The 26711-nt window shown below is 55.2% G+C and carries 19 protein-coding genes and 8 pseudogenes; 17 read left to right on the forward strand and 10 right to left on the reverse strand.

Annotation, left to right across the window (positions count from 1 at the left end):
* Window position 1 precedes the first annotated feature (1 nt).
* Window positions 2-1120 (forward strand): bifunctional diaminohydroxyphosphoribosylaminopyrimidine deaminase/5-amino-6-(5-phosphoribosylamino)uracil reductase RibD, encoded by a 1119-nt coding sequence (gene ribD, locus AC1ECK_RS09250; protein ID WP_480318792.1) that lies wholly within the window; start codon window positions 2-4, stop codon window positions 1118-1120.
* 81 nt (window positions 1121-1201) lie between these two features.
* Window positions 1202-1317, forward strand: a pseudogene (locus tag AC1ECK_RS09255) (IS6 family transposase); the annotation flags it as partial.
* 818 nt (window positions 1318-2135) lie between these two features.
* Here the strand turns inward: AC1ECK_RS09255 and AC1ECK_RS09260 are convergent.
* The 3 genes and pseudogenes from AC1ECK_RS09260 to AC1ECK_RS09270 all read right to left on the reverse strand — a co-directional run bounded on the left by AC1ECK_RS09260 (window position 2136) and on the right by AC1ECK_RS09270 (window position 4584).
* Window positions 2136-2492, reverse strand: coding sequence for a helix-turn-helix domain-containing protein (locus AC1ECK_RS09260; protein ID WP_480318195.1), 357 nt, complete (start codon window positions 2490-2492; stop codon window positions 2136-2138).
* A gap of 492 nt (window positions 2493-2984) precedes the next feature.
* Window positions 2985-3575 carry a hypothetical protein gene (locus AC1ECK_RS09265; RefSeq protein WP_480318197.1) on the reverse strand — a complete coding sequence of 197 codons (591 nt, stop codon included), beginning with the start codon at window positions 3573-3575 and terminating at the stop codon, window positions 2985-2987.
* 381 nt (window positions 3576-3956) lie between these two features.
* Window positions 3957-4584, reverse strand: a pseudogene (locus tag AC1ECK_RS09270) (IS6 family transposase).
* Window positions 4585-4761: 177 nt separating this feature from the next.
* Here AC1ECK_RS09270 and AC1ECK_RS09275 point away from each other — a divergent pair.
* The 7 genes and pseudogenes from AC1ECK_RS09275 (at window position 4762) to AC1ECK_RS09305 (ending at window position 10497) form a co-directional block, all read left to right on the forward strand.
* Window positions 4762-5160 carry a KTSC domain-containing protein gene (locus AC1ECK_RS09275; RefSeq protein WP_480318199.1) on the forward strand — a complete coding sequence of 133 codons (399 nt, stop codon included), beginning with the start codon at window positions 4762-4764 and terminating at the stop codon, window positions 5158-5160.
* Between the two features lie 85 nt (window positions 5161-5245).
* The gene (locus AC1ECK_RS09280; RefSeq protein ID WP_480318201.1) at window positions 5246-5719 is read left to right on the forward strand and encodes a hypothetical protein; all 474 of its coding nucleotides are present in this window, start codon (window positions 5246-5248) and stop codon (window positions 5717-5719) included.
* Window positions 5720-5784: 65 nt separating this feature from the next.
* The gene (gene folE / locus AC1ECK_RS09285) at window positions 5785-6417 is read left to right on the forward strand and encodes a GTP cyclohydrolase I FolE (protein ID WP_480318203.1); all 633 of its coding nucleotides are present in this window, start codon (window positions 5785-5787) and stop codon (window positions 6415-6417) included.
* A 431-nt stretch (window positions 6418-6848) separates the two neighbouring features.
* Window positions 6849-7072 (forward strand): annotated as a pseudogene (locus AC1ECK_RS09290) (IS256 family transposase); the annotation flags it as partial.
* A gap of 156 nt (window positions 7073-7228) precedes the next feature.
* Window positions 7229-7540 (forward strand): H-NS histone family protein, encoded by a 312-nt coding sequence (locus AC1ECK_RS09295; protein ID WP_480318205.1) that lies wholly within the window; start codon window positions 7229-7231, stop codon window positions 7538-7540.
* Between the two features lie 741 nt (window positions 7541-8281).
* The gene (locus tag AC1ECK_RS09300) at window positions 8282-8923 is read left to right on the forward strand and encodes a YeeE/YedE thiosulfate transporter family protein (protein WP_480318207.1); all 642 of its coding nucleotides are present in this window, start codon (window positions 8282-8284) and stop codon (window positions 8921-8923) included.
* 890 nt (window positions 8924-9813) lie between these two features.
* A complete protein-coding gene (locus tag AC1ECK_RS09305) occupies window positions 9814-10497 on the forward strand; it encodes a response regulator (RefSeq protein WP_480318209.1) in 684 nt (227 codons plus the stop codon).
* Between the two features lie 59 nt (window positions 10498-10556).
* Here AC1ECK_RS09305 and AC1ECK_RS09310 read toward each other — a convergent pair.
* Window positions 10557-10939, reverse strand: a pseudogene (locus AC1ECK_RS09310) (DDE-type integrase/transposase/recombinase); the annotation flags it as partial.
* Window positions 10940-11284: 345 nt separating this feature from the next.
* Between AC1ECK_RS09310 and AC1ECK_RS09315 the strand changes: the two are divergent.
* A pseudogene (locus tag AC1ECK_RS09315) lies at window positions 11285-11965 on the forward strand (helix-turn-helix domain-containing protein); the annotation flags it as partial.
* A gap of 320 nt (window positions 11966-12285) precedes the next feature.
* On the opposite strand, the gene AC1ECK_RS09320 reads toward AC1ECK_RS09315, so the two are convergent.
* The gene (locus AC1ECK_RS09320; protein WP_480318211.1) at window positions 12286-12969 is read right to left on the reverse strand and encodes a DNA-binding response regulator; all 684 of its coding nucleotides are present in this window, start codon (window positions 12967-12969) and stop codon (window positions 12286-12288) included.
* Between the two features lie 1734 nt (window positions 12970-14703).
* The gene (locus tag AC1ECK_RS09325) at window positions 14704-15324 is read right to left on the reverse strand and encodes a two-partner secretion domain-containing protein (RefSeq protein ID WP_480318213.1); all 621 of its coding nucleotides are present in this window, start codon (window positions 15322-15324) and stop codon (window positions 14704-14706) included.
* A gap of 199 nt (window positions 15325-15523) precedes the next feature.
* Here AC1ECK_RS09325 and AC1ECK_RS09330 point away from each other — a divergent pair, with 199 nt between their 5' ends.
* From AC1ECK_RS09330 to AC1ECK_RS09360, 7 genes and pseudogenes are all read left to right on the forward strand, one after another.
* Window positions 15524-15805 (forward strand): transposase family protein, encoded by a 282-nt coding sequence (locus AC1ECK_RS09330; RefSeq protein WP_480318216.1) that lies wholly within the window; start codon window positions 15524-15526, stop codon window positions 15803-15805.
* An 851-nt stretch (window positions 15806-16656) separates the two neighbouring features.
* Window positions 16657-16848, forward strand: a complete 192-nt coding sequence (locus AC1ECK_RS09335) for a mechanosensitive ion channel domain-containing protein (RefSeq protein ID WP_480318219.1) — start codon at window positions 16657-16659, stop codon at window positions 16846-16848.
* Window positions 16849-17151: 303 nt separating this feature from the next.
* The gene (locus AC1ECK_RS09340) at window positions 17152-19578 is read left to right on the forward strand and encodes a patatin-like phospholipase family protein (RefSeq protein WP_480318221.1); all 2427 of its coding nucleotides are present in this window, start codon (window positions 17152-17154) and stop codon (window positions 19576-19578) included.
* A gap of 407 nt (window positions 19579-19985) precedes the next feature.
* The gene (locus AC1ECK_RS09345; RefSeq protein WP_480318223.1) at window positions 19986-21521 is read left to right on the forward strand and encodes an EAL domain-containing protein; all 1536 of its coding nucleotides are present in this window, start codon (window positions 19986-19988) and stop codon (window positions 21519-21521) included.
* 222 nt (window positions 21522-21743) lie between these two features.
* Window positions 21744-21961 (forward strand): annotated as a pseudogene (locus tag AC1ECK_RS09350) (IS6 family transposase); the annotation flags it as partial.
* Between the two features lie 62 nt (window positions 21962-22023).
* A pseudogene (locus AC1ECK_RS09355) lies at window positions 22024-22375 on the forward strand (IS6 family transposase); the annotation flags it as partial.
* An 8-nt stretch (window positions 22376-22383) separates the two neighbouring features.
* Window positions 22384-22731: pseudogene (locus tag AC1ECK_RS09360) on the forward strand (IS3 family transposase); the annotation flags it as partial.
* A gap of 155 nt (window positions 22732-22886) precedes the next feature.
* Here AC1ECK_RS09360 and AC1ECK_RS09365 read toward each other — a convergent pair.
* The 4 genes from AC1ECK_RS09365 to AC1ECK_RS09380 are packed head-to-tail and all read right to left on the reverse strand — an operon-like array spanning window position 22887 to window position 26439.
* Window positions 22887-23795 (reverse strand): hypothetical protein, encoded by a 909-nt coding sequence (locus AC1ECK_RS09365; RefSeq protein WP_480318225.1) that lies wholly within the window; start codon window positions 23793-23795, stop codon window positions 22887-22889.
* A complete protein-coding gene (locus tag AC1ECK_RS09370) occupies window positions 23792-24382 on the reverse strand; it encodes a histidine phosphatase family protein (RefSeq protein WP_480318227.1) in 591 nt (196 codons plus the stop codon). Before AC1ECK_RS09370 ends, AC1ECK_RS09365 begins: the two co-directional genes overlap by 4 nt.
* Window positions 24383-24389: 7 nt before the next feature.
* Window positions 24390-25397: a glycosyltransferase gene (locus tag AC1ECK_RS09375; protein ID WP_480318229.1), complete on the reverse strand. Its 1008-nt coding sequence runs from the start codon at window positions 25395-25397 to the stop codon at window positions 24390-24392.
* Window positions 25398-25446: 49 nt separating this feature from the next.
* A complete protein-coding gene (locus AC1ECK_RS09380) occupies window positions 25447-26439 on the reverse strand; it encodes a glycosyltransferase (protein ID WP_480318232.1) in 993 nt (330 codons plus the stop codon).
* Window positions 26440-26711: the final 272 nt, after the last annotated feature.

The following is a 26711-nucleotide window of genomic DNA, read 5'->3' on the forward strand; positions in this document are numbered from 1 at the left end:
CATGTTCTTGCAAACCGATTTTCTTCAAATGGAACGTGCACTCACCCTCGCGTCGCGCGGTGCCTATATGATCGACCCGAGTCCGCGCGCCGGCTGCGTGCTGGTTAAGAACGATGTGGTAATCGGGGAAGGCTTCACACAGTCGGCCAGTCGAGACTGCGCTGAAATTCGGGCTATAAGGGATGCGCGCGGCCACGACTTACGCGGTGCGGTCGCCTACGTCACGCTTGAGCCGTGCAGCCACTTCGGCGCAAACGCGCTGATCGAGGCGCAAGTGGAACGCGTGGTGGCGGCCATGGAAGATCCGAACCCGCAGGTCTCAGGACGTGGCCTGAGGATGCTTCGCGATGCCGGCATCGAAGTGCGCTGTGGCCTGCTCGCTAATGAAGCGTATGAACTGAACATCGGCTTCGTCTCGCGCATGACGCGCGGCCGGCCATGGGTGCGCATGAAAGTGGCGGCCACGCTCGACGGCCGCACCGGCTTGCCGTCCGGCGAGAGCCAATGGATCACCGGCGAGGCGGCGCGCGCCGACGGCCACGCGTGGCGCGCCCGCGCGTCGGCGATTCTGACGGGTATCGGCACGGTCAAGGGAGACGATCCACGCATGACCCGCGCCGTCGAGACGACGCGCCAGCCGCAACGCGTGCTGATCGACAGCCAGCTCGACGTGCCGCCCACCGCGCAGATTCTGGCCGGTGCGCCGACGCTGATTTTTTGCGGCAACCTCGACGAACGTCACGCCGAACGCGCCGACGCGCTACGCGATCGGGGCGCGGAAATCGTGCAAATGGCGAATGCGGCGGGCAAGGTCGATCTGCCGGCCATGTTGAAGGCGCTCGGCGAACGCAACGTCAATGAGCTGCATGTCGAAGCGGGTTACAAGCTGAACGGCTCGCTGCTGCGCGAAGGCTGCGTCGACGAACTGCTGGTCTATCTGGCGCCGAGCCTGCTCGGTACCGATTCGATGAGCATGTTCAACCTCGTCGCACCGCCGACGCTCGAGGGCCGTGTCTTACTGAACTTCCACGCCGTCGACCGGATTGGCGACGACCTGCGGATTCTGGCGCGCTTCGCGCCGCATCCTACTTCCAACCCTGTCACGTTAAAGCCGCGGTAAAGCGCGATTTTGCGTTCTCATTCTTCATCGCGCGATCTTACACGACCAATTCAGCAACATGACAACGCCTACAACTCATTGAACCGCGTCGAAAACGATCATCAGCCCACGCGTGGGCGTGAACGTCAGCACAGCGAACCCAGACATTTCTCTCTCGCTTCGGCCCGATTCGTCGACACATCACTTTACCCAGACACCGGGTGGTCGCGGTCTCTAGCAGTTGGCATAACTCACCGCGCATTTACTTGCACGGTACAACCGGGCAGACGTGCAAAATTCCTAATTAATCAGGCTGCCTAATTTTATTGTTGGAACCCAGCCCTTTCCCGCCAACTTCGCCATCTCCTTCGGGCGGATAGTGTAGGCGCTTCCGTGCCTCGGCCAACACTCGGTTCAGCGTCTTCATCGACGCTCTCATTGCACGGCACAGCCCGATAGTTCCACCGTTACCCCATCAGGGAAAAGAGGCACCCGACTGCACGGTGCACGAAAGATCAATTGACTTAAGTCACCAGACGCGCGATAGTCTAGATAAATATCTTCCGTCGACAGTCGTCTGACTTATGTCGAACACACACAAAGACAACGAATACCACCAGCAAGCCGACAATGCGGTCAACTGATTTATATACTGCGAAAGTTTATACACAATAGTACGGCTTCAAGAACCGCTCAGGACGAGTTGCAGCAAGGAATGTCAGCATTAGGCTGGTGGTGAAATCTCCGCGTTTCGAGTGTCACATCTGTATGAAATGCATCTGGGCATTCAGCCCTCAGCTTCTTTATCACGGAATCGATATGATTAGGACCAAGCTCCGCAGATTTAATCAACCTCTTTCTCTGCACCTCATTCAGTTTCATCACCCTCTTCTCTCTATAGCCGAAACGAAAGTTATAATATTTACCCAATTCATCTAGAATTTCCGCTAGAAGATTCTGACCCACCTTTAATTTGCTGCACCACTCCATACAAGCGTTGATTTATCGGCAAACAAAGCCGACTGCAAACTATGTCTTACACACCGAACTTGAAGCGGCGCCTATACTGCAAGGGGGTTTCGTTGAATCTACCTTTCATCATGGTTGTCAGGTGACTCTGTGACCGGAAGCCACATTCCAAGGCGATGAGCATGATCGACTCGTCCGTATTCGCCAGCAGCCACAACACCTTACTCAATCGCACATCGATAACATATTGAAATGGCGTTATGCCGCATGTATTCTTGAATTTTGCGTAAAAATCATTTACACGCATACCAATCATTGCTGCCAGATTAGCCACCCTTAGATTCGCGTCAAGATTATTTCCGACATATTCAACCACCTTTTTCAATTCGTTTTCACTTAACAACTTCCGCCCATCACTGCTCATGCGCCGCTCACCAGTAGCAATTGTATTTCCAGTAGAATTTTCTTATACCCCCCGCAAACTCTCCTTCTAGCAGCTCTTCTAAGCTAGCTGCCCCAGAGGAATATCCATCGAGATTCCGATGACGCCAGATCGAATGATTACAATGAAGATCCACCACTATTTTCTACTGAAGAGGAGCAAGCAAATGAAAGTCGATCACACAACTCAATTTGAGAAGAACAATAATAAGCAACCCATTTTCGCTTAGCCATCAGAAATTTCTCTCTCCGGCACCAAAACGCCGAAAATGCCGCAGCTTCACATCACTCTGCAGGGCGTTGTCACATTGCCGAACTGGTTGTGCAGGCATTGTCAACTTGCCGAAAGTGAGGGGGCACGACGGCGGGCGAGAGGCGGCCTCACTCGTTCGGACAGTTTTCTGAGATTTTTAAGTGGAACATCCGAGGCAATCATGCCGCCGATTTGATCGCAGGCAGCGTCGCGAAGTAAGCTTCATCCGGCGCCTGATCCGCCAAGCTCGAATGGAGCCGTCTCTGGTTGTACAGCTCGATGTATTTGCCGATGGAGCTCAGGACATGGCAGACCGACTCGTACGCTTTCAGCGTAGACCTCTTCATACTTGGTGCTGCGCCACACCCGCTCGACGAACACGTTGTCGCACCAGCTTCCCTTGCCGTCCATCAACAGCCGCACGCCTCGTCCGAGCACGGCCTGCGTGAACACGCCCGCCGTGAACTGGCTGCCCTGATCAGTGTTCACGATGTCCGGCAGCCCGTAGCGGGAGAACGCATCCTCCAGCGCCTCGACGGCATGTACAGCCTCCAGCGTAATGGTGACACGGCGCGGGAATATCTTCGGCTCGCCCAGCTCACCACTGCTGTCAGATATACGAAGCCGCGCGCCATCGGAATGTACGTCGTGTCGAGTGCGAACACCTGATTGGCGCGGTCGATCTTCATGCCGCGCAGCAGGTACAGCCAGACCTTGTGCTGCGCGTTGCGCCGACTCGTGTCCGGCTTGCAGTACAGCGTCGCCCATGCGCTTCATCAGCGCGCTCACGCGACGGCGACCAACTTCCTTCATGGCCCTCCCGGCGCAGCAGGCGCACCAGCATCCGTACCTCGGCAAACGGGAACTCCATGCGCAGTTCGTCGATGCGGCGCCTCAACAATTGAGCAGATTCGCTCACTGGTTGCGGTCGGTAATACGTACTCGATCTCGCGATGCCAACCAGCCGCGTCTGCCGCGAAACCGGCAGCGCATGTGTACAGTCAATCATCGCTTTTCGCCCAGCAATCCCGCCTTGGTGAGCCCGCCTTCTAAAAAATCGTTCTCCAGCACCACCTTCGCATTGAACACCGCTGAGTGCATGCGTCGGGTTCTCTTCGTCATCTTTCGGGTTCCTTTGCCAGCTTTGTCGCCAGATCAGAAGGCTTTCGACGGATCGTGGGTGAGCTCGGTGAATTAGCGCCATGCAAGGCTCCGGGCAGCAAGTTGCTGGCGATAAAGTGAAGCGCACAGCAGATGCCGCTTGGGCGCGAAATGTTGCCGGATCGGCCCAAAGCGCGAGAGAAATTCTTTTGTGCGTTTCGGGTCGCGAAAGCCTCGCATGCGACGCTCGCGTTCACGCGTCGGTTAATGACTATTCTCTGCGCGGTTGTTCAGTCGGGCGACACAAGTGCTTCACGCTGGCAAGTTCGAGGATCCCGGCTTTTGCCGCCGAATAGCCGCGCAACTGATCGGTGACGACCTTGCGCGGAAACCGCGCTCGAACACAGCAGTGCACGCTTGAAAAGACGTTTGGCAACGGCTTTATCGTGCCGCTTTTATGTCGAGTCCTGCGCCAGGCTCGTCGACGTGCCACGCACTACGTGGCTTGCGTCGCACCGCCTTCACTCGATGAGCAAAGCCCTTACCGAACTTGTCACATCAGCATCGGATCGTCTCGCATGCCACGATCACGCCGCGTTCGAAAAGCAGTTCTCCCATGTCACGCATGGCTCAACTGGAAACGGAAATTCCATCGAACGGCGCAACTGATGACACCAGCCGGGAAACGGTGACCATGATAGAGCGATTGCGATTTCTTCATCGCACGATCTTATCCGTTGAATTACGCAACCTGACAGCACCATCACGCTGACCAGTCCGAGGACTTGCGATTGCCATTAAGCGTGGAAATTAGCAGACCACACAAACAAGAAGATTCCCGGAGACAACTCGATTGCACATCGTCCAAAGTGGAATCTTGCGCCTGAGGGATAAACACATGCGACACTTTTCTTCAATAATTACGGCCAGACTCTTTGGGGTCCTCGAATGGCTTGGCCGCTATCTGCACCGAGTCTTCGTTGAACGCATCGCAGAATCCGACCGATACGAATTCGGACACATGTATGGCATTGCTCATCCCAGCGCCAGTGACTACGACTTGCCTCCATCGAAATTTCCGCAACCTTCGCACATCTCGCTCCCCGGCGTCAAAGTCCGTTCTGCAGCCTACGTCGATGGTCTGCAGGCCCTAGAACTCCGGTTTGCTGATAACAGTTGCCGACGCTATGTCTGCGTTCCGGCAGAACTGTACCGGAAACTCATAACCAACCCTTATCCCGACGAGTTCTTTGCGACACACATCGAGTCGCGCTACGCCGAAGCGACTGCAGCCTAACCGCTCCTTGCCATAGCGACACTCTTTTGGAAGCTGCTGTTGTCTGATGTGAAATTACTGCCTTTTCCCTTCGGGAGATTGACCAATGAATGACGTACTTCAGGATGCATTTGACAGTCTTCGCACAAGCATTAGTCTTGCGCAAGATCTGCTGGAAGGAAAATTGAGTGCATTGGCGCGAACCACCGTGACGCAGCTGAGAGGCACGATCATAACTGGCCAGATGAATCTTATTCAGGCGCGCACATACTGTACAACGCTCTTGGGTGAGCTCGATGCACTCAGGGCGAAGGTCGCCCAGCTTGAACGGCAGGCCGCAGAGGCGCAGCAGTGCAGTCCGATACAGTCAGTGCGGAATATACCGCCTGAGTTCACCCGCATCATCCACGCCAGATACCTCTGCGGTCCATGCTACGACAGCGGCATACGCTCGACTCTGCAGTCCGAATTTCACCTGCGTCAGGGGAAGCATCTGCGCAGTTACTCCTGTATCGTTTGCCGGGCAAGAGGCTGTAACGACAACCGGATGATCGAGCTAATGCCTGGTAAAGAGGTGTGAAGTGAATAACCTGTTCATCGTGACAGGAGTGTCGCAGCCATTCAATTCAATATCGTGGAGGCACGATGCCCTTTTCTGACAATCATGGCCATTCAGCCCCACAAAACCTGTCCGGCATCGGCATCCGGCATGTTCGCCCATTCGACGTCGCTGCGTTTGAGCAGTCTGTCGTGCACATGCCTGAGGCAAGTGGCATCGAAATAGACACGACACATACACGCGGCACGGCCCAACGTGTACGGGAACTCTGGCAGAAGCGGTTGCTGGACGGCTACGGCACGAATCCTGCTGAGGCACTTGGCGGGGGCTTTGAGGATGTTCGCCGCGATATGGTCATTATTCGCAGCCTTGCCGTGCATGGCGTGTGCCCTCACCATCTATTGCCGTTTCGTGGTGTAGCACATGTTGCCTATCTCCCCGATGGACGGCTTCACGGCTTTGGTCGTATCGCCCGGATGATCGATGCAATCAGTCATCGCTATACGTACCAGGAATGGATAACAGATGAGATCGCAAATGCTTTAATCATTTGCGGTCAGGCGCGCGGAGCAGCCTGCCTGATTGAAGCTGAGCAACTGTGTCTACTGATGGGTGAAAACCGACGCGGCGACGAACGTGTTATCACTCAGTGCTACGCAGGCGAATTCGAGCACAATGCCCAAGCGCGAAACGAATTCCTGCGTACCATCGAACGTTAAACCAATACGACCGGCCAGCATAGTGGTCTGCAAATCCACCGACCACGCGTCCCGCCGCTGTAGCAATCGCAATACATGCGTCACCGCTATAGCCGAAGACACAACCTGACATCCTACGGGCAATCCCGCATGGTGTTCACGCACGGCGACATGCGCCACCTTTTCAACCATAGGACTTGTTTATGCAGGTTATTGAAGCAGTGGAAAAACGCCGGTCGATCAAGCATTTCGATAGCGACTATCGTATTGGCGATGCCGAACTGAAGGGACTTATTGGGCGGACCATGCTTCGTCCACTGCATTTAAGAGCTATCGTTGAGAGTGGTGCGCGCGACGTAGGGAGGAGGCACGAGAAGGCAGTGATGATTAAAAGAGGATGCTGCTTTCCACGGTAACACTTCCTCAATCGAACTCCACCACCATGGCGAAACATGTGCAGGAAACAAACAGCAGAGATGCAATTTGAGAGCACATCCGGTCTGATACACAAGGGGTGCGACGGATCATCCAGCAGACAATCGGAGCGGAACTGGTGGCAATGCTTTAGCAGTATTCGAATGTAAAGGCAGTAGATGGCCGACGGGTCGTCGTGCGTAACGACTACCCGCCAGAGCACGAGATCCTTACGGCGGCGGGCCCTATGCTGGTCAAGGTGCATCAGGCACAGGCCATTCCAAACAAAATTGCCCTTTGCGGGCACGGGGCAAAGTAACGATGCCGGGAGCGAGTTGGAAATCCAGCACCGACGATTCTCCCGCTGCGACATTGCCAAGGATCGATAACCACCTACAACGAAAGGGGAAGCACAACCGTGACAACCTACAAGGAACTGCTTGCACTGCGGCAGAAACTAGACGCCGAAATAGAACGTGCACGAAACGCCGAGGCGACGGTCGCTCTCGATGGCATCCGCAAAATCGTCTCCGATTTCGGATTTACGCCCAACGATGTGTTCCGCGGTCTGCGCAAACCGAAAACCCACAGCATCGCACCCCGCTTTCGCGATCCGGAGACGGGTAACACGTGGAGCGGGCGTGGTCGGCAGCCGAGTTGGCTCAAAGGCAAGGACCTTGAAGACTTTCGCATCAAGGAATTGGTTGGGCCAGTCGCAGTGAACAACTAAGCGAACACAGTCGCCTGTCGATTGAGGCGCAAACCGGTAGGCTGGACCGAGTTCGAGAGCGATGCTGTCGCCGTAGCCGGACGCTGCAAACAGATCTATCTCGCAGGTTTCGACGCGACGTGATTGACTATGGTCATGCCCTGAAGACGCTATATGCGTCGAGCGGATTCGCAGGTGTCAATCCGCTCGACGCCAGCGTACCCACTTCGTCCATCTTCGTGCCCATCGTCTTTCCGTCCACTATGACGTGAGCAGGAATTCACTGGATCATCACATGACTGTCGTAGTACCACTGGGAGGACTGTATTTGCACAACGCGCATGGATCACGTGCGGCGTTTCGCGACAGACTGGATGTGGATTTACAATCGCGGCCGCCCGAACATGGCCCTAAGCGGATTTACGCCCAAACACCGGCTGGCGATGGCCGCTTAGTTTCTACCTCTGAACCGCGTGAAAAACGGGGAATTGTCAATTCAACTAACTTGATATTCCCGTTTCCGAGCCATTTGCCCGAGTTTCGAGAAATTTCGCGCATCCATCGGGCCGTCCTTGTGACTTAATCTGACCAGTCTGGCGCGGAGAGGACCAGTGAAAAGACACTGCGTCGCCACTAGGTAGTGAGTGTCTTGATTTGCATACGGCCCCGGCTTGACGCACAGAGGCCTAGTACGAGGCTTGGTGGATGTCGCACATGTGCATGAGCACTTTTGTCATTTAATTTTCGTTTCGGAGCGTGTCCATGTCCGATGTCTCCGCGCCGCCCGTCGCGCCGCGCTCTAGGTACCATGCAGGAGTGCTTGCCCTCGCTTCACTCGCCTTCCTCGCAGGTGCCGTCTATCTCGATGCAACCGTCAGCAAGCGGCCCTCTGGGTGGTCGGCGCTCTGCTTGGTTTCGTGTTCTAGCACGCAGCTTTTGGCTTCACCTTCGCATGGCGCCACTTCATCGTGGATCGACGTGGCGCCCTGCATGCTCATGCTCATGCTCATGCTCATGCTCATGCTCATGCTCATGCTCATGCTCGCGCTGGGCGTCGTGCTGTTCTTTCCCGCGCTATCAGTTGGCCACCCGGTGGTCGGACACGTCTTGCCCTCCGGCACCGCGCTCGTGATCCGCTCGTTTCTTTTCGGTGTCGGCATGCAGTTTGAGCCACTGTCGTTCGACGTGACGACGATCATGAACATCGCAATCATGCTTGGCGCACTAGCGGCATCCGCATTCGCTGGCCACTTTGAGCCGAGTTGGCGCATCCCGCGCGGCTCACTGGTAGCAGCCATCGGTGGCGGCTTGCTGCTCAGATACGGGGCGAGGCTCTCGTTTGGCTGCAATATCGGCGCATATTTTAGCGGCGTCGTCTCGGGCAGCCTGCATGGCTGGCTATGAGCCATCTGTGCTTTTTTCGACAGCGTTGCTGGTACACGTTTGCGGCCAGTCGGTCAACGAGAAGACCATGCTATCCGGCAGGCGCTGACGGTGGAGGAGAATCAGGATTCGTGCACGCTGTCGATCTCATCGACTTCTGGCCGTCAGCCCACACAGGGACTTCTGGGTTGTTCTGGTTCGACTCACCAGCCCCGCGCTGAGCTTGATATCGTCATTTTCCGGTATTGAGTTTCGAGGCGACGAGAATTTTTCTTTCATGGGCGTTGCGCCAAGTGTTGAGAAATTGTGGGAATTTGAAAGATTTAGCCAATTACTTCACCTAGCATCGTATCTGATACATGGCAGGGAAACTGTAGAAGGGATCGAAACGACGATGTTATCAGGCAAGGTTCACTCGCTGCGCCAATTATTAAATATGTGCTTCATGTGTCGTAACGATGCTTATCACTAGCATTGGTAAAAATCCTGCTGGGAGCGTCTTATGGCTGAATTTTTCAGCTGGGACTCATCAAATTGAAAAATAATGCTAGCCAGAGCAGAGGCAAGGATATGAAGGCAGATGTCATGGGAGGCCATATTTTTCTTTCTGGATCGGCCGCGTGGACGCTGGAGTATCTTGCTCTGGACGAAGATCTGCCTCAACCGATCATAGGCTGGCACGTTGTTATAGAACTTCTGGATAGCGGCTTGGTTAGGCCATCAAGGAGAGGAGCAGGCGTAGAGTTAACGAAAAAGGGAAGGGAGTTTATTACTTCCTTATCCGAGCAGAGATGCAGACGGAAATAAAATGAATAGATGAAATTTATATAAACAGTAAGTAGTCAGGTCCGGGCATCGAGTCGAAAGGTCTGGTTAAGAGTGCATAACTCACTTGTCGATGGCGGCTTGGTTTGAAAGCCTACGATTTTATGGTTAATATGGCTCACATGATGCCGCGTCCCTTACGGGTGGCGATTCTAGATAGCTTCCCGGTCGCTGCTCTCGGCTTTGCAGCTTATCTGTCGAAAAATGCAGGCTGTCACGTTGCAGGGGTCTATAGCGATTCCGCAAAATTACTGGCTCTCCTGGAGATTGATGTTGTCGATATCGTGCTATTAGATTGCGAAACGGGAAGCGCAGAAGGATTGTGTGGAAATGCATTGATCAAAGAAATAAAGAACACTTATCATGAAATAAAAATTATCGTTACATCGTCGCATGTTTCAGAGCTTATAATGACTTCCAGCTTTAAGTCTGGAGCCAATGGATTTTATGGAAAAAAAGGTGGTTTGAATGATTTGCTGCAGCTTATAAGTCGCGTCTCACGGGGCGCACGTGCGAATAACATTATTAAAGAAGCGGCTGTGCACGCAATTCCCGGGCAGCGATCACTTTCTCCATGTGAAGCAGATGTTCTGCTGGGTTGCCTGGATGGTTTAACGGTTGCGGAAATTGCGCGACGCAAGGGGCGGAGCATAAAGACGGTTAGTCGCCAAAAACGACTTGCCTATCAAAAGCTTGGGATATCAAGTGATTTCGAATTATTTAGAGATGAGCGTATATGTGATCCTGCAACCCGTTGCATACGTAACTAGTTTATAAAAGCCAGAGGGTATTTTTCAATGGTTCGAAGTGCTGTGCCGTACGATGTGTTGCCGGCCAGTCCGCGTACTTGCACCTTCTCTGCCGGATCGCGGCGCAACTGGCCGGTGACGATCTTCCTGGGCGCCGGGTACGAGTGAGTGCCGTATCTTCATGAAGAAGCGTCTCGCCGCAGCCTTGTCGTGACGTTTCGGCAACAGTACATCGAGATTCATGCCGTGTTCATCGACTGCACGCCACAGCACTTACGTGCTGACCACGCAGCTTCAGCATGAACTTATCGAGATGCCGCGAATAGCTCTCGCGCACGCCAAAACGCTCACACTACAGATGCACCAATTCGTAAGTCACCGGTCACGCCGCGTTTGAGCAGCAACGTCTCAATGTCAGGCAACTCAGATTGAAGCGGTAATACCAGCGTACTGCGCAACTGATGGCCGCGCAGGAGCCGGGCTAAAGAACCGCCATCTCAAGCTCAGGCGGCAGACATTTCCCATATCCACCAAGCGTGCTGTCACGGTCTAATCTTGTCGGGCTGCATGGCTGTCCGTGCCCTACCCGGATACGGACGCAGTCCTAGTCGAAACCCCGTTTGCCAGCACCTTCCCGGTGCTGGCTTTTTTTACCCGTTGAGCATGTATGAGGGCAAATCACCTGCCTTCGCTAACAGATCTGGAAGTATCAAGGCACGTATATAGCCGGCCGTACAAAATTCAATTGATCAATGTATGGAACCGGGACATGGGTAACACTCTAGAAGCGTTTTTTCCGGAGTCGACCATGTGGTGGAACCCGAGAGACACCATGAACCTACATCTGGAATTTGTTCAACTGGCCCTACAGGAGGGCGTCAACCCGCGCAGGTTGCCAGCGTTACGGCATCAGCGCGAAGCGAAGACCGGTTACAAGTGGCTCAGGCGGTACCAGCAGCGCAGAAAGCCGGTCTGCAGGACCGTTCACTCAGTCTAGGCCGCACCGCCGCTGAGGTTGAGCAGCATGTGGTTGCCTTGCGTAGCGAACATCGATGGGGAGACGCAAGCTTGAGCGGCGCCTACGCGATCTGGGCGAACCGGTGGTGCCCACCACCACGCGTACCATGGCATCGGCACTGCCTGATCGGACCCCAGGCGTCGCAGGCAGCTACGCCTTGGCAGCGCTTTGAGCATGCGCAGCCTAACGATCTCTGGCAGATGGACTTCAAGGGCTGGATCGAACTGGCCGATGGACGGTGCGGCTCGCCGCTAACGGTGCTCAATGACCATTCGCGCTTCAGCATCGTGCTCGATGCGTGCGTGCGGGCCAACCGACACGCAGGCCGTACCCCGACGGCTGCACGAGGCATTCCGTCGTTACTGGCTTGCCGACAACGACGCGCCGTGGAGAAGTCCCTCGCAGCCAGAACAGCTCACCACACCGGGCATCTGGCTGATCCGCCTCGGCGTGAAGCTCTCGCACAACCGCCCCCCGACCGTCGCTTCCACGCCGGGGAAGCGGAAGTGCTGCACGGTGAACCACGCGACTTCGTCATCGGTCAAGCACGTGCGAATCGGCAAGCTTTGAATCCTTCGAGCGTGCTTTGAGCATACGGAAGCGCTGACGATCTCCCGAGGTGACGATTATGATTCTCGTCATGCTCTCAAAATCACGAACCATACAAATTTAAAAAGCCCACTCCTTCAGAGCACGATCCAGAAAATGCTTTCCAAGCCCCGGCCCTATCAATTAAGACTGACTTGATTACCATATTGAACGCGCGCCATTTTACACCTTTGCGGATGCAATCAAACACTATCGCACAACAATGCATTTCCTGATGTATGACGAATATTGTTCCACATCGAAACATCAAGTCCCAGCTCATCTCTAAACAGTTCAAAATCGCTCGATATTCCCAATTTCTGGTATGCCAATCTTTTCTGCCCACTAACGGTTTTAACACTCTTCCCCTTTTTTCTTGCAATTTCCGCTATGGTTAAACCCTCAATGCATCCCAACAAAACATCCGCTTCGCATGGAGACAATGCACGCCCCCCCTGTCGAGGGTTTCTCTCACTTTGATATGTGTTTTTGCTGCCGATTACAGTTCGCATCATCGCACTTGCAAGGTCCGCCAAACTCTGACCCTTCCCGTAAAACCCATTCGCGCCAGATTTTAGGCTTGCATTTACTACGATGTCAGAGAAATGGATTGATGTAGCAATGATCTTTACGCCCTCACTTGCACTCCTGACATCCCTTATCAAATCACTACCACAGCGCCCACTCTTGCGCTCGAATACGTAATCTACCAAAGCGCAATCCACATCTCCTCCGCCAGCGACTCTAAGCAACTCGTCCGCCCCCGAAAGCACACGAACATTTTGACATCCGAGATTGCCCTGCAAGTATGAGGCAAACCCCAAGGCCGTCACCGGACTGCTGTCGAACACCGCAATTCGCAATGCACGTAACAGTGGATATCCCATACCCCCTCCTCGAGATGTTGCAATAGTACGCAGATAACCGCCAATAGCACCAATGCTTCCTGTCCCGTACACTTCAATTTTATTTAAGCCCAGCCAGATATCTTTAGATTTATTTCAATAATTTTTCGAAAAATTGAGATGTCCAGAACCACCGTGCCCCCTCGAGATTCTGCCCCCTTTTCAACGATTGAGACTTTGGCCTAACAAGCTCGGCATGTCCCCAGTCACTCGGGAAGCAGTGCGGATGATGTTGACCGCCCACGCCAAGGACTCGTACACGCACGCGACGAACCGCGCGGCAATGAACACAACTGGGAGCCGGGCACACAGACCGGTGGGCCATTCTGGCGTTTCTGATGAGAGAGGCTCATCTGCCGCACCCTTCCTTGGTGGCTACGGTTTTTTTCTGGCCAACAGTCGTTCGAAGATGCTAAGTCACACGTGGCAGGAAAATTTCTGTATCGGTCAGATGGCTACGTAGGTGAAGTCTCTCCCAGCTAGCCAGGACGGACGCCTCATCCGTCGCCATCTTTCACCCACCCTTCCCGCGGTGTTTTTTTGCCGGAGAGACGTGAACGGCAGGAGCACGCGAATCGCATGTTTCACCGCACGTCAAGAAATTTCTCATTCACACCAGGATGATGTTTGTGCGCTAATAACCATGGACCGTAGGCCATTCCATTCGGGATAGCCTGCAGTCTTCGACCCCTTTATGCTCGCGCCGCGTGCGCGAGCATTTTTTTCCAAGCTGTATTTTCCAAGCTGTACCTTCCATCCATACACAAATACGTTCGCTTCCATGTCCTGCGAGTCCTGCAAGATCAAGCTTGCTTGGCACCAGCATCTGTTTTGTTGGTGTTGTAGTGGAGGGGGAAGCGGAAGCATAGTTATAGCTCTGTGTCCCATCCCCCCATGTCCACAAGTGCGCTCTGCACAGTTCCAGCGTACGTTGTTGCCTGCTGATCCAAGTACAAAGGAGCATCAAAACCGAGGGGCACACCATTGGACGAATAAAACCTGCCATCTTGTCCGAGGTACACGGCAGAACCATCTTCCGCGTATACAGTCCCAAGCGAGCTTGTCAACTGCGTTAAAACTTGAACTCCGGACGGATCGAAACTCACGCACTCCTGGCAACTCCCTATCGCCACCAACAAGGGAACATTGTAGATTTTCGCCGCCAACGCAATCTGTCCGTCTGGCGCCAGAAGCGCACCTGATAATGCCAACACGTTCTGCGCAGCAATACTGATCGACGAATCCAGCCCGCTCGCTGTCACCGTGCTATCCACGGCTTGCGTTACAGTATTGGTCGTTGAGGAATCGCCAATATTAACGATAGCCGAAGTTGAAGCGCCTTCGTTACCGACGGTTATATCACCGGAGAGCGAAATGTCTCGCCCCAGAATGTTGACCTCGCCTGCTGCTGCATTAATCTGCCCACCAACGGAGATGCCCGCAGAAGAAATCAGGGATGTGGAACTATCCTCCCCTTCGCTCTGGTTTGTGATCGTGCCCGTGTTGCTCAGCAACACCCCCATCAGAGCGTTGGTGCCAGCCGCATTCAACTGGATCGAACCGTCCGCCTGCGATTCACCGATCACCAGGCTGCCCGAGTTCTCCACCAGCGCATTCATTGCCGGCTTATCAATCACCACATTCCAGTTACCGACCTGGATCGTCGCGGCATTCGCTGCCACCAGCGAGATGCTGCGGCCGGCCGCGTTCGGATCCTCACCCGCTGTGATCGTCCCCGCATTCGATACTGAGTTGCCGAGTAATGCCACAAATGATTGCGCCGTAATTTTCGCGCCGGCCTGCACCTGCACCAGCCCCGGCTGCGTCGAACCCGCGGCAAAGCTCAGCGTGCCCTTGCCCTCCATGAAGGTTGCTATTGATGCCAAGTGAAGACGCGACCAACCCACCCACGTCAACCTGCGCCCCCTGACCAAATATCACTCCGCTCGGGTTAACGATAAAGATACGGCCATTGGCCTTCAGCGCCCCCCCCATGATCTGCGTCGCATCCGGGCCCATGACCTGGTTCAATGCGGCAGAGTTCGCATTCGGCTGATTGAACGTCACCGACTCCTGCTCGCCAATATTGAAGTTGTCCCAGTTGATCACCGCCTGAGCTGTTGACTGGTTAATCGTCGTCACTGGCGCCCCTGCGCCACCCTGAATGGAGGCTTTACCCTGAACCACGTTGCCAGTACCAACCGCCACGGCATTAGCCGACGCCACAACCAATGCAACACGGAAAGACAACGCGAGCAACAGCCGCGAAGGCGATACCGGCTTTGCGCGACGACGGTGGAACAGGAAACGAAAGAAAGTGAGAAAATTTGACTTCATATCAGCAATAAGCGATCAATATCATCATGACCATGATTCCCCCCCCAACCAAGAGATATAAGAAACGTCTTGCTTTGTGCTTTATTACCTCAAAAGCCTAGGGCGATTGCATGAAGGGCCGCTAACTATCAAGCACTTACACAGGGACTTGTAAGCAAGGATGTTTTGCGGGTTTACTTCTATCTTTTGCGTGGCACAAATGATAGAAGACGAAGGAATCCTGAGCATCGAAGAAGCGCTTGGCAACTTGCGCGACCCACGCAGCCGCACGCCTGTTTACGATCTGACTGAAATGCTGGTGGTGGCGTTGTGCGCGATTCTCTGCGGCACGAACAACTGGGGCGCCATCCAACTGCGGGACGAAGAGAAGCTCGACTGGCTACGCCGCCATATTCCCCTTGAGCAAGGTATTCCTTCTCATGATACTTTCGGGTGGGCCTTCTCACCGCTCAGTTCGAAGCATGCTTTATCCGCCAGATGAGCAGCGCGTGCCCGGCGCTGACCATCGACGGCAAGACGGCGCGCAGCTCGCATCACCGTGGCGAACAGGCCATCCACCTGGTTTCTTCGGCCTATGGCTGCGGGCTGGGTGCCCCCCCGGGCAACTGCGCACGGCGGAAAAATCCAATGAATGAAATCACGACGATCCCGGAACTGCTCGATGCCCCGCATCGCCGGCCTGGGCTACGTTCGGTGGCGATGGGACGAGTCCAGACAGAAGTTGCCTTGCCCCCCCTAGACCCAAGCTGACGCGATAGGTGCCGAGAGGTAAGGCAGCGCACCCCGAACGACTTTGAGAAATTTCTCATTAGGAAGCTTGATTTTCTGGCCAGCGTGTTCTGCGGGCGCCGTTCACTGCTCCCGGCAACTTATCAATGATCGCACCGGATACAGGAATATTCCTGTATCCGGTGCGCATCGCAAAACATAGAATCAGTACTCAGAGATACCCCGATGGAGCCCGTCTCTGACGGACTTACAGCTTCGATGCACGGCTTACCCTCCAGTATGCCGCCTGAGTGTCCACAATGGTACTTTCAGCCGACTGGCCGGATATCAGCCGCCTTGGATAGTCGGCCATACAGGCAGGCCTGAGCAGGCTTTGCATCGCGTTATCTGTATTCTTCGCCAGCTGGAGACCGTCCAGAATCGGCGCACGTCTGGTGCGCAATGTTGCGCTTCGCATCCGGGAAGATATTACGCTGGCGCCAGTGTTTTGAGCAATGCGACACTGCGTGCAGACGGCGAATCTTCTGATATTGCTCGGCGCAGCCGGGCTCGTTATCGAGCTCGCACTACAGGGGACACTCCAGGACATCGCGGGCGCTGCTTTTGCTCCATGCGCATGTCGGCTATGTAATTGAGTGTTCCGGGCTCGCCGGGTTCGGGACAGTCGAAGAAATTGGCCTCTTCTCGACACGTATCAAATGCTCCGACAACGTGTGTGTTTTCGTTCCGAACAGCCTCGTCCAGGCCAAGTCAGTCGTCAACTACTCACGCAATCCGGTTAGACGGATTGCGTGAGTAGTTGCTATACGGTACGGGGACGATGTGCCGGCGGCGCTGGGCGCTCCGGAGAGTATGGTTCGTATCGCTGAGCAGATTTTTTCGCACCCGGGGGGACTACATGACCTGTATGGTGCGAATGCTAAGCGTGGGACTACAAAGCGCGTTGCCCGCAAAAACTATCCAACAGCCCCGAAATTCGTGACAAATCGTATCTGCAAACCTCGTGAACAATGCTTCGATCTTCATGATGGGGCGCTCTTCAACCACTTGCCAAGATTCCATGCGGTCCGTAAGGCAATCGAGGATGGATTTCGGTGGATGGAATGTGTCATCGTGTTGCATTGCGAGCAACACCTCGTAATGCAATGGAAATGTGATCTCTCGGTTTTTCCTCTAGTCGTGAAGCGGATGATCCGAGCGTTGGCGAGCCAAAAACAATCAGCAACGGCGGCATACATAAGGCCCAGCCATCCGAAACACCGCTTGCATTGCACGACTGCACTGCTGGTACTCGGCGTGACGGCCTTGCTGCAATCCGCCCATGCAGCGGACACCGCCTGCACCGTGGCGGGCGGACCGGCAGGCCGTCCCTCGGTCGGGCTCGTGCTGTCCGGCGGAGGCGCACGCGGCTACGCTCACCTGGGTGTGCTGAAGATACTCGAAGAAAACCGCATCCCGGTAGACTGCATTGCCGCCACCAGCATGGGGTCGGTGGTGGGTGGCCTGTATGCGAGCGGCATGACTGCGCAGGAGATGGAAACGCGCCTCGCCCAGATCAACCTGGCCGATATCGCCTTCGACGTAACCGAGCGCGCCGATCTGCCCCAGTCGCAACGCGAAGACGGGCAGCTCTACGCGGGCAGCCTCTCGGCCGGCTTCGGCAATAACGGCTTCCGCTTGCCGGTGGGGCTCGTGCAAGGCAATCGCCTGCAGGCCTTGCTGCAGGACTGGACCACGGCCGTGCCGGGCGACACCTCGTTCAGCCTGTTGCCGATCCCGTTCCGCGCGATTGCCACGGATCTGCAAACCGGCCAGAAGGTGGTGCTCGACCACGGTTCGCTGCCACAGGCCATTCGCGCCAGCATCGCGCTACCGGGCCTGTTCGCTCCGACCGTGGTGGACGGCCGCACGCTGGTGGACGGCGGCCTCGTCAGCAATCTGCCGGTCGAAACCGCTCACGAGATGGGCGCGCAGGAAGTGATCGCAGTGGACATCGGCTCGCCGCTGCGATCGCTCGACGCACTCGCCTCCCCGGCCGACGTCATGCAGCAGATGATCGGCATCCTGATTCATCAGAACGTGGCGCGCCAGCGCGAACAGCTCGGCGCCGACGACGTGCTGATCGAACCGGCGCTCGGGCCGTTGAGCTTCACTGACTTCGCCAACGCCCCCCAGGCGATTGCTGCCGGAGAAGCCGCCGCCCGCGCCGCGTTGCCGAGGCTGCAGCACCTCGCGCTCACGCCGGAACAATACGCCGCCTGGCGCGCCGCGCACATGACGCCCGCGGCGAAACCGGTACGGATCACCCGCATCGTGGTGCATTCGCACGGCGCCGTACCCGAGCGGCGCATTGTCGAGGCGTTGCACGTCCACCCCGGCGATCTCTACGATCCGAAAGCGCTCAACAGGAACCTGCTCGCACTCACGACGGCAGGCGACTTCGAAAACGTGACGCAGCGGCTGGTCAGCGACGGCGATCAGCACACCCTGATCGTCGATGCCCAGGACAAGTCGTGGGGACCCAACTTCCTGCTGTTCGGGCTCGGCCTGTCGGCCAGCTCTTCGAACGAAGGCGGTTTCCGCCTGCATGTGGGCTACCGCCGGCCATGGTTGACGTCATCGGGGCTCGAAGGATTGATCGACGGCACGGTGGGCAACGACATGCTCGCGCTGCACGCCGAGCTGCGCCAGCTACTCTCGTACTCGTTCGGCTACTACGTCGCGCCCTATGTGGAGTTCCAGCGCAGCTACGCGAACGTGTTCCAGGACGATCCGTATATCAAGCTCACGCAGTACCAGCAGCAGACGGAGCGCGCCGGCCTCGACTTCGGCCTGCCGCTCGCGAACCTGGGCGACTTCCGGGTGGGTGTGGCGTATGCGCATGGTTTTGCATCGCCGCAATACAACGGACAGTACTACGATCAGAACGGCAATCTCCAGCTGGAGTATCCCGACATCTACGGCCGCGAGTTCACGGCACGTGCGCGTCTCGTCATCGACCAGCTCGACGATCCGCTGTTCGCGCGCAAGGGCTATTACCTGGAGCTGCGCGGGGAACGGTCGCTGTTCGCGCAACCGCAGAACACCTTCACCGAGGTCTACGGCAAGGCCCTGGTGGCCGCCAGCTACGGCCGTCAAAGCATCAACGCCAGTATCGAGGCCGGCAAGGACTTCGAGAACACCAACCCGGTCAATCCGTTCGGCTTCATGCTGGGCGGGTTCCAGCATCTGTCCGCCTATGCGGTGGATCAGCTGGCAGGCAACTCGATGCTCTACGGTCAGGTCACGTACATGAATCAACTGGCGACGTTTACCGTCTCACCTATCCACGCGTTATATGCCGGCCTGAGCCTCGAAGCCGGCAACGTCTGGGACAACGATATTCAAAGCAGCGGCGGACCACTCAAACGAAGCATCACGTTCTTTACCAGCGCGACCAGTTCGTTCGGACCGATCTATCTGGGTGTGGCGTTCGCGCCTGGCGGAAGCCACAACTTCTACATCCAGCTCGGTCACACATATTGACGGCATGTCAGCTTCAACGAGGAGAAGGCTAGAATAAGAGCATGGAGGACGCTGTCAAGTTGACGAGCCCGGAGTAGAGGTACTGTCAGGTTGTTTGCAGAAGTCGGTGAATATAATGTGGCATGAAGAAAGCGTCCCTCTCCGTTGAACCATCGATGAGGCGGCGTTTCGAGTCGGCGCGCCGGCTGCAACGATTCACCCCTGCTCATGGACAGGTTTCCAGTCTGTTCATTGGCTGCTGCTACCACCGCAACGCGCAGCACAAACGCGAGGCACGCGTCCAAGCTTTCGCGACCTAGGAAAGGGTTTCGTGAGTCCGCATGGCCGCTTAAGCCGATCGATTACCCATTCCAGTCGCCCTCGCTCGTCAGTCTACCGAACAAGTTGACAATACTCCTAGGAGATTTATGTATTCGGAACTTGGATATGACGTCAGGACGCGTATCGGATGGTCTCTGGGCACCACATTGCTGGTTTTGCTTGGCGGGATTCTTGTCGCCGCATGGCAAGCTCGTTACGCGATGCAGCAGCGCCAACACACTCAGGTCGTCAATATTACCCGGCAAATTGATCGGTTACTTGTGAATGCCGACCGTGCAGCGACCAGCCTTTATCAGACTGTGGGACGTCCCTGCGACGACGATACAATTCACCGCTTGCGCGGTGTACTCATGATTACGCCCAACGTGGGGAGTATCGATTTGGCTCGTGGCAACTTGGTCTATTGCACTTCGTTGAGCGGAGCTAGTGCACCCAGCCAGCTCGCTGAGATGTCCTCCCTGTTCCTGATCGCGGGGACAACACAGGTGCCGAACCACCCGTTTCTTGTATACCGCAAATCCAGCACAGCGGGGTCGGTGTTGATTAGCATCGACGGCTACTATTTATATAACATACTCGATAGCCAGCGCGAACCCTCTCGTGTCACTTTTGTCGCTGGAGCATATGAAATCGATGCAGAAGGCCGACTGGTCCCAAAGCAAGGGCAAACTGAAGGTCCGTCAAGCAGCAGGTATGGTTATCATCTACTTACAGCCGCCCTTCCGCCCCTCGACCTAGCGGCCATCCTCTTTTATGCGGCGCCGGTATTGCCGAGTTTTCTCGTATTGGCGGTGCTCATCGGTATTGCGACATACTGGTGGAATGGGCAACGTCGGACATTAAAGTCATTGCTGCGCGGAGGCCTTGACAGGCAAGAGTTTGTACCGTTTCTCCAGCCGTTGGTACGTAGCGACGATTTTCGCTTGACCGGCTGTGAGGTGCTGGTTCGCTGGCAGCACCCTCGCGGGCTGATTCCGCCAACGCAATTCATTCCGCTTGCAGAAGAAACTGGCCTCATTGTTCCGATGACCTACTTACTCATGCAGCAAACTGCACATGCCTTATCTCCGCACGCAGCACAGCTTCCTCCCGGATTTCATGTCGGATTCAATGTCAGTGCCCGGAATTTCGACGATATAGCATTGGTCGAGGAGTGCACGCGCTTTCTGGCTTCGTTTCCGACTGGCCGGGTCGACCTTGTCCTTGAAATTACAGAACGCGACGTGTTACCCACTCATGAACCGGCCAATCAGATTGTTGCTCAACTCCGGCAAATCGGTGTGAAATTTGCGATGGATGATTTCGGCACAGGGCAGGCCACGCTGGCTTATTTGCGGAAGTTAAAAGTTGATTTGATTAAGATCGATCAAAGTTTTGTTAGCCGGATTGGTTCGGAGGCTTTGTCCGAACACATCATCGATAATGTTCTTGACTTGGCCCAGCGCCTTGGCGTCACAACAATTGCGGAAGGGGTTGAAACAGAAAGACAAGCAGTCTATCTGGCTCAGCATCGTATCGACTATCTGCAAGGGTATCTGTTCGATCAGCCCATGTCCATAAAACGCTTCGTGGATCACTGGCTTGCCGTCAGTCCGGCCGCAAAACCTACACCCACCCTGTAAGAGGTCAGTTCAAAAAAACCTGTGAGGGGGGTTGTAATAGGATGCCTCCTCGCCTCCCCGCAAGTAGGCTGGAGACAATTTCCACTGGAAGCCAGTGCCACACAAAACGTCACGTTGATCTGGAGTGTCTCGGATCAGCTAAAGGAGTCGGGGGTAAGACACGGATTCGAAAGCCTCAAGGGCGTTGTCAGGTTGACGATCACCGTGCGGCAAAATAAGGCGATGAAGAGAATGAAGTCGCTTTTCCACGGCCAGTGCTTCCCCGCGCGTAGCATCATCAGTTGCGCCGTTCTCTGGTATTTCCGCTTCAACCTGAGTCTGCGCGAATCGGGAGGTTGCTACCCGAGCGCGGCGTGGTGGTGACGTACGAGGCAATCCGTTGCTGGTGCGACAGGTTTGGCGCCGCTTTCGCCCGGCGTGCAGAAGCAGTGCGGCGCAAGGATCTGTTGCAATAAGACGATCCACTATGATGTGCGGAACAACATGAACGGTTGAAAGCTTGATGACGACGTTGAATCCGGCGGTGGCCCGAGTGCTCAAGCGCCTGCATTACCCGCTTGATGTGATCCTGATGTGCGTACACTGGGTGACCTATCCGCTGAGCCTTCATCACATTGAAGAGATGGTCGCCGAGCGTGGCATTTGCGTTGATCATTCGACCGTGCATCGCTGGGCGATCAAGCTGTTGCCGGTGCTGGAGAAGGCGTTCCGCCGCCGCAAAGTAGCCAGTCGGAAAGAGCTGGCGGATGGACGAGACATACATTCGCGTCAAGGGCGAATGGCGGTATCTTTACCGGGTCGTCGACAAGAACGGTAATGCCATTGACTTTCTGCTACACGCCCATCGGGACAAGACCACTGTGTAGATACCATGCTGGATGCTGGCATCGAGACGATGGTCAACAGCAACGACCGGCCTGTGATCCACTCCGATCGCGGGCCCGGATGGCTCTCGCGGATACGCGACGCAAGGCTGATTCGCTCGATGTCGCGCAAGAGTTGCTCGCATGATACGCGGCCTGCGAAGGCTTCTTCGGGCGGTTAAAAACGGAATTGTTCTATTCCCGGAACTGGCAGGCTACCACTGTTGACCAATTCATTGAGGTAGTCGGCTCCTGTATTCGCTGGTATAACGCAAAGAGGATCAAGGGTCTCGCTCGGCTTACTCAGCCCGCTCGAATACCGGGAGAGCCTCGGAATTGCAGCATAAACCAGTCCAAGATTCTTTCCGCATCCCCTACCACCGTCGTCTCCTGCCTCATCCCTACGCTGCGTACACCACTTTCAACGCTAGCTCCCAGCGACCTCTCGGCATTGCTGCCGCATCGCTGGCAACCAACTGTGAGCGTCGGCTAGCTCAACCCGTCAAGATGGATTTGCTGACCGCTTACCCTTCTTGTCGAAATCGATCAGCTGTCCGGTATGTGGATGTAGGTTGAACGAAAAGTGCGCACGAACATACTTCTGCGAAAGCGTGCACAACAAATCCATCAGCGCAATCTGACCGACCGGAAAGGCAGCTTCCTTATCCGCAGCATCGATCGGCGTTTGCATATATCTCACGATACTCTTCTCGAAATCGCTAACGCAATAGTCAAGAACGTTGTCGCCTTCAATAGGGTACGCAGCGATCTTCAAGTTTGGATTCAACGAAAGATATGTGCTGAACAGACGCTCAGCCACGAATGGCAGAAACGGCGCGTCATCCGAGTGGACTGTTGGCTCCAGGACTGCACGCGCAGCTTCATCGTCGCCCTGCGTTTCAAGGAAGCTGGCAATCGGGAGCAAAATCTTGCCGACATAGTTCTCCCAGAACGACTCCGTGCCCACCCAGAAATTGCAATAACACAGCGTGTCCGCCGCCTGACGAGGCACGTCACGCAGCGTCCAAGGAATCCCGCACGCGTCGAGGAGTAGTTGACTACGCTCCACCAGCCCAGGATGAGCATGCTCGCCCTGCATCCAGGCGTTGAACGAAAAATAGGCTAGTTGAGGAAATGGGTTAATGAAGCAAACATCGGCATCAATATTGGCTTCCACGAATGCGAGAAACCGATTACCGTCGATACGCGCCTTCAGCGAAAATTTCGGAGAAAACAGCCCTGTGAACTTCTGCTGCATGTGCATTCCCTTCCGGTACATGTCGACCAGAATATAGAATTCACGCCAAGCAGCATGAGTATTTTTACGCAACACTAGCGGGTAGAAAGATTTCTCAGAGAGAACCTGTGCCGGCGCATAGATCGGCTCAAAAATCTTGATGGATTCGCTCATGACAACCCTGCGATGTGAAGGTAGAAATTCTTTGTCTGCTCGTTTTGCCGGAATACCGTGATGGAAGCATTCGGCACCAACACATTCGGGAACTTCGATAGCGGAATGCTCAGAAGGTACTGGGAAATCATCGATATCGGACCCGCGTGACATACCGCGGCCATCAAGCCTGGCGTATCCGCATGCTGGAGGAACTCCTCCTCGAGCCAATTGACGGAGCGCGCAGCCAAGTCGAGGTGTGACTCCCCTCCTTCATAACGATCCGACAGGTGCTTCCCCCATTCGGGGAAGCTCAGGCGGAAATCCTCCGCTTTCCACGCCGCAAACTTTCCGGCATTGGTTTCGCCTAGACGACTATCGACAGTCCAATCGCTTTTGTCCTTGAAGAGCACTTCCGTGGTTTGCAGCGCACGCAGCCACGGACTGGAAAATACCTGGTCAGGAATAAGCCCGAGGGTTTCCATTAGTGAACGAAGCTTCCTAGCCTGCTGCATGCCATGTTCCGTCAAGCCGTCCTGTTCGGTTGAATTCAGCAGTCCGGAAACGTTGCCAAACGATTGGCCGTGGCGAATTAAAAGAAGATCCATAGTGAGCCTAGCTGCGTGAGGACATGGGGGCGGGCAGTGCTTTCAGAAACATGTCGGAAATACGCCGGACACTGAACCGGTCGATTACGTCGGCATACGCATTGACGCGAATCGTCTGCCGAAGATTTGAATCATGAAGCATTTCTTCAAGCGCCCGTTGCCAGCTTTCGGCATTGTTCGAGGCGATGTATCCCGTCTCGCGATGCCTCACGCTTTCCCGATAAGTCGGACAATCGGAGTAGATACTGGGGATTCCGAGGCTTCCGTAGTCCGCATATTTGATCGGCGACTTGCATGAGTTGAAGAACAGCGTGTCGGGATCTTCCTCCGCACCGAGTGGAACAATCGCGAAAATATAGCCTTCGTCGCGAATGGCCGTCTTGTACTTGATATTCCCACGACTCCCGCGATGCATCACCCGAGGAATCGAATTCAGCTCCGGAAACGGATCACCCCAGAAATCAATCAATACGCTTTCGTATCGCGTCAGGAAACCGCAGAGCGTCGCGAAGAAATTTTTTCTGAAATTGATCAGTTTGACGCCATCGAGATTGGAGAAGATTATTTTCGGTGGCTGATTTTCCATCCAGAGCTCAGGTGAGAGGTCAAAAGCCTGGTGATCGAAACCATTTGGAATGATCAGTACATCTGAACGCCGCACTTTGCGCATTTGCTCCTGCAACAACTGGTTCGATGCAGTCGCTACGCTCGCTTCGCGAATCATGGCCAAAATGTTGCAAAACCCATCCTCGCTCATTTCGAGGACACTCCACGACGGCAGATCGAGCAGCCAGTCGTCCAGATCGTAGATGGTGTGGAGACCGAGTTCGTTCGCCATGCGCATGATCTTTAACGACAGATTCGACACATGCTTGTTGAACAACACCACGTCGAAGCGATGCAGATGGTTGATCCCGACTTCCTCTTCCGATATCTGCTCCCATTCGATAAGCTGATGCCGCTGCATGTACGAAAGCAAAGGTACAAATCTCGCACCAATCGTGCGAGACTTCATTCGCCCATCTGTCATGGAGCGCCGATGAACTACAAGCAGACGGGGAATCTTAGGAATGTACGGGGACTGCATCGATCAGATGTCTGATTAAGTCTGTTGCTACCGTGCCCGACGAGTGTCGTGCATAGACGCGTTCGTAATTGCTTTCGATCTTTTCGTCCTGCTCCCCCTTGTTGGCCAACGCGGCCTGGATGGCGGAAGCGATATCTGACGCGTTCGTGGAGGCGGCGTACCAAACATTGTCACCAAAGTGTTCGCGTTGCCAATCTCCATCTACCAGGACGAGTGGCTTCTTCATGAACGCGCCTTCAAGGCACGAGCGTCCCGGTGGATCGAAGCTCGGCTCCACCACCGCCAGCGCGTTGGCCAGCGCGGACCTCAGAATTGCGCTGCAAGGCTGCATGAACGGCAGGAAGCGAATGCCGTGATGCGCTTCGCAGACGCACTGCTTGTAGTATTCCTCGTCCCTAAATCCGCCCACCATCAAGCCATTGACCTCAAGACTATTGAGCGCTCTGATGAGTTCGAGCTGGTTCTTGACCGGTTCGATCAGGCCAAGACACAGAACATAGTCCGACACTTCGCAAACCGTGGGCAGTAAATCTTTATCGGCAGGCAGAAGGAGTCGGTCAGATATGCCAGCCCCGACCACGATGCATTTGCCGGGATCGACCGTGATGCGCGCGTTGAAATGATCCAACTCGGTAACCGACTTGAACAGCAGACGATCCGCATGCTGGGCCATGGCTTCGATCCGGGCAATTTCGGCTGCGCCAAGCGAACGCAGCCACCAGACATTCGGCCAGAGAAAAAGTTTTTTGCCATGACGGACGATTTCGCGAACAATCGCTTCACCGTCTGCATGAACGGAGAAATGCATCACAGTATCGTAAAAGCGCAGTGGTCGGCTACGGATCCCATAAATGTCGGCCTGGACACCAACATCGTTGAGCAGTTCAGCAATCTGCACGAGCTCCGACTCACCACCGCCACTCGTCATGAACGCGGTACTGTGAGTGGTCAGGAGAATCTTGAAATGCATTATTGCTGGCTCCATCCCAGTTCGTTCAGTGTCGCGAGTACTGGCGCTGTGCGCATGGGCAGCGATGATTGCGGCTATCAGTGAAACAGGCCCCAAATCGCTTATCGGTAGGCCTCAAACTTTACGCCAAATCACTAGGTAAGCCGTGGTCGCACAAGTTTCGCGACCAAGCTTGAACAGTGTCCTCGCGAGACGGTCCGGAATGTTTCGGTTACCGCCACGATCAACGTGGTCACGCCGAGAGGTGTTTGGCGATGGACTGCATTGCAGCC

The sequence above is a fragment of the Paraburkholderia sp. SSBN10T genome (assembly GCF_056619545.1).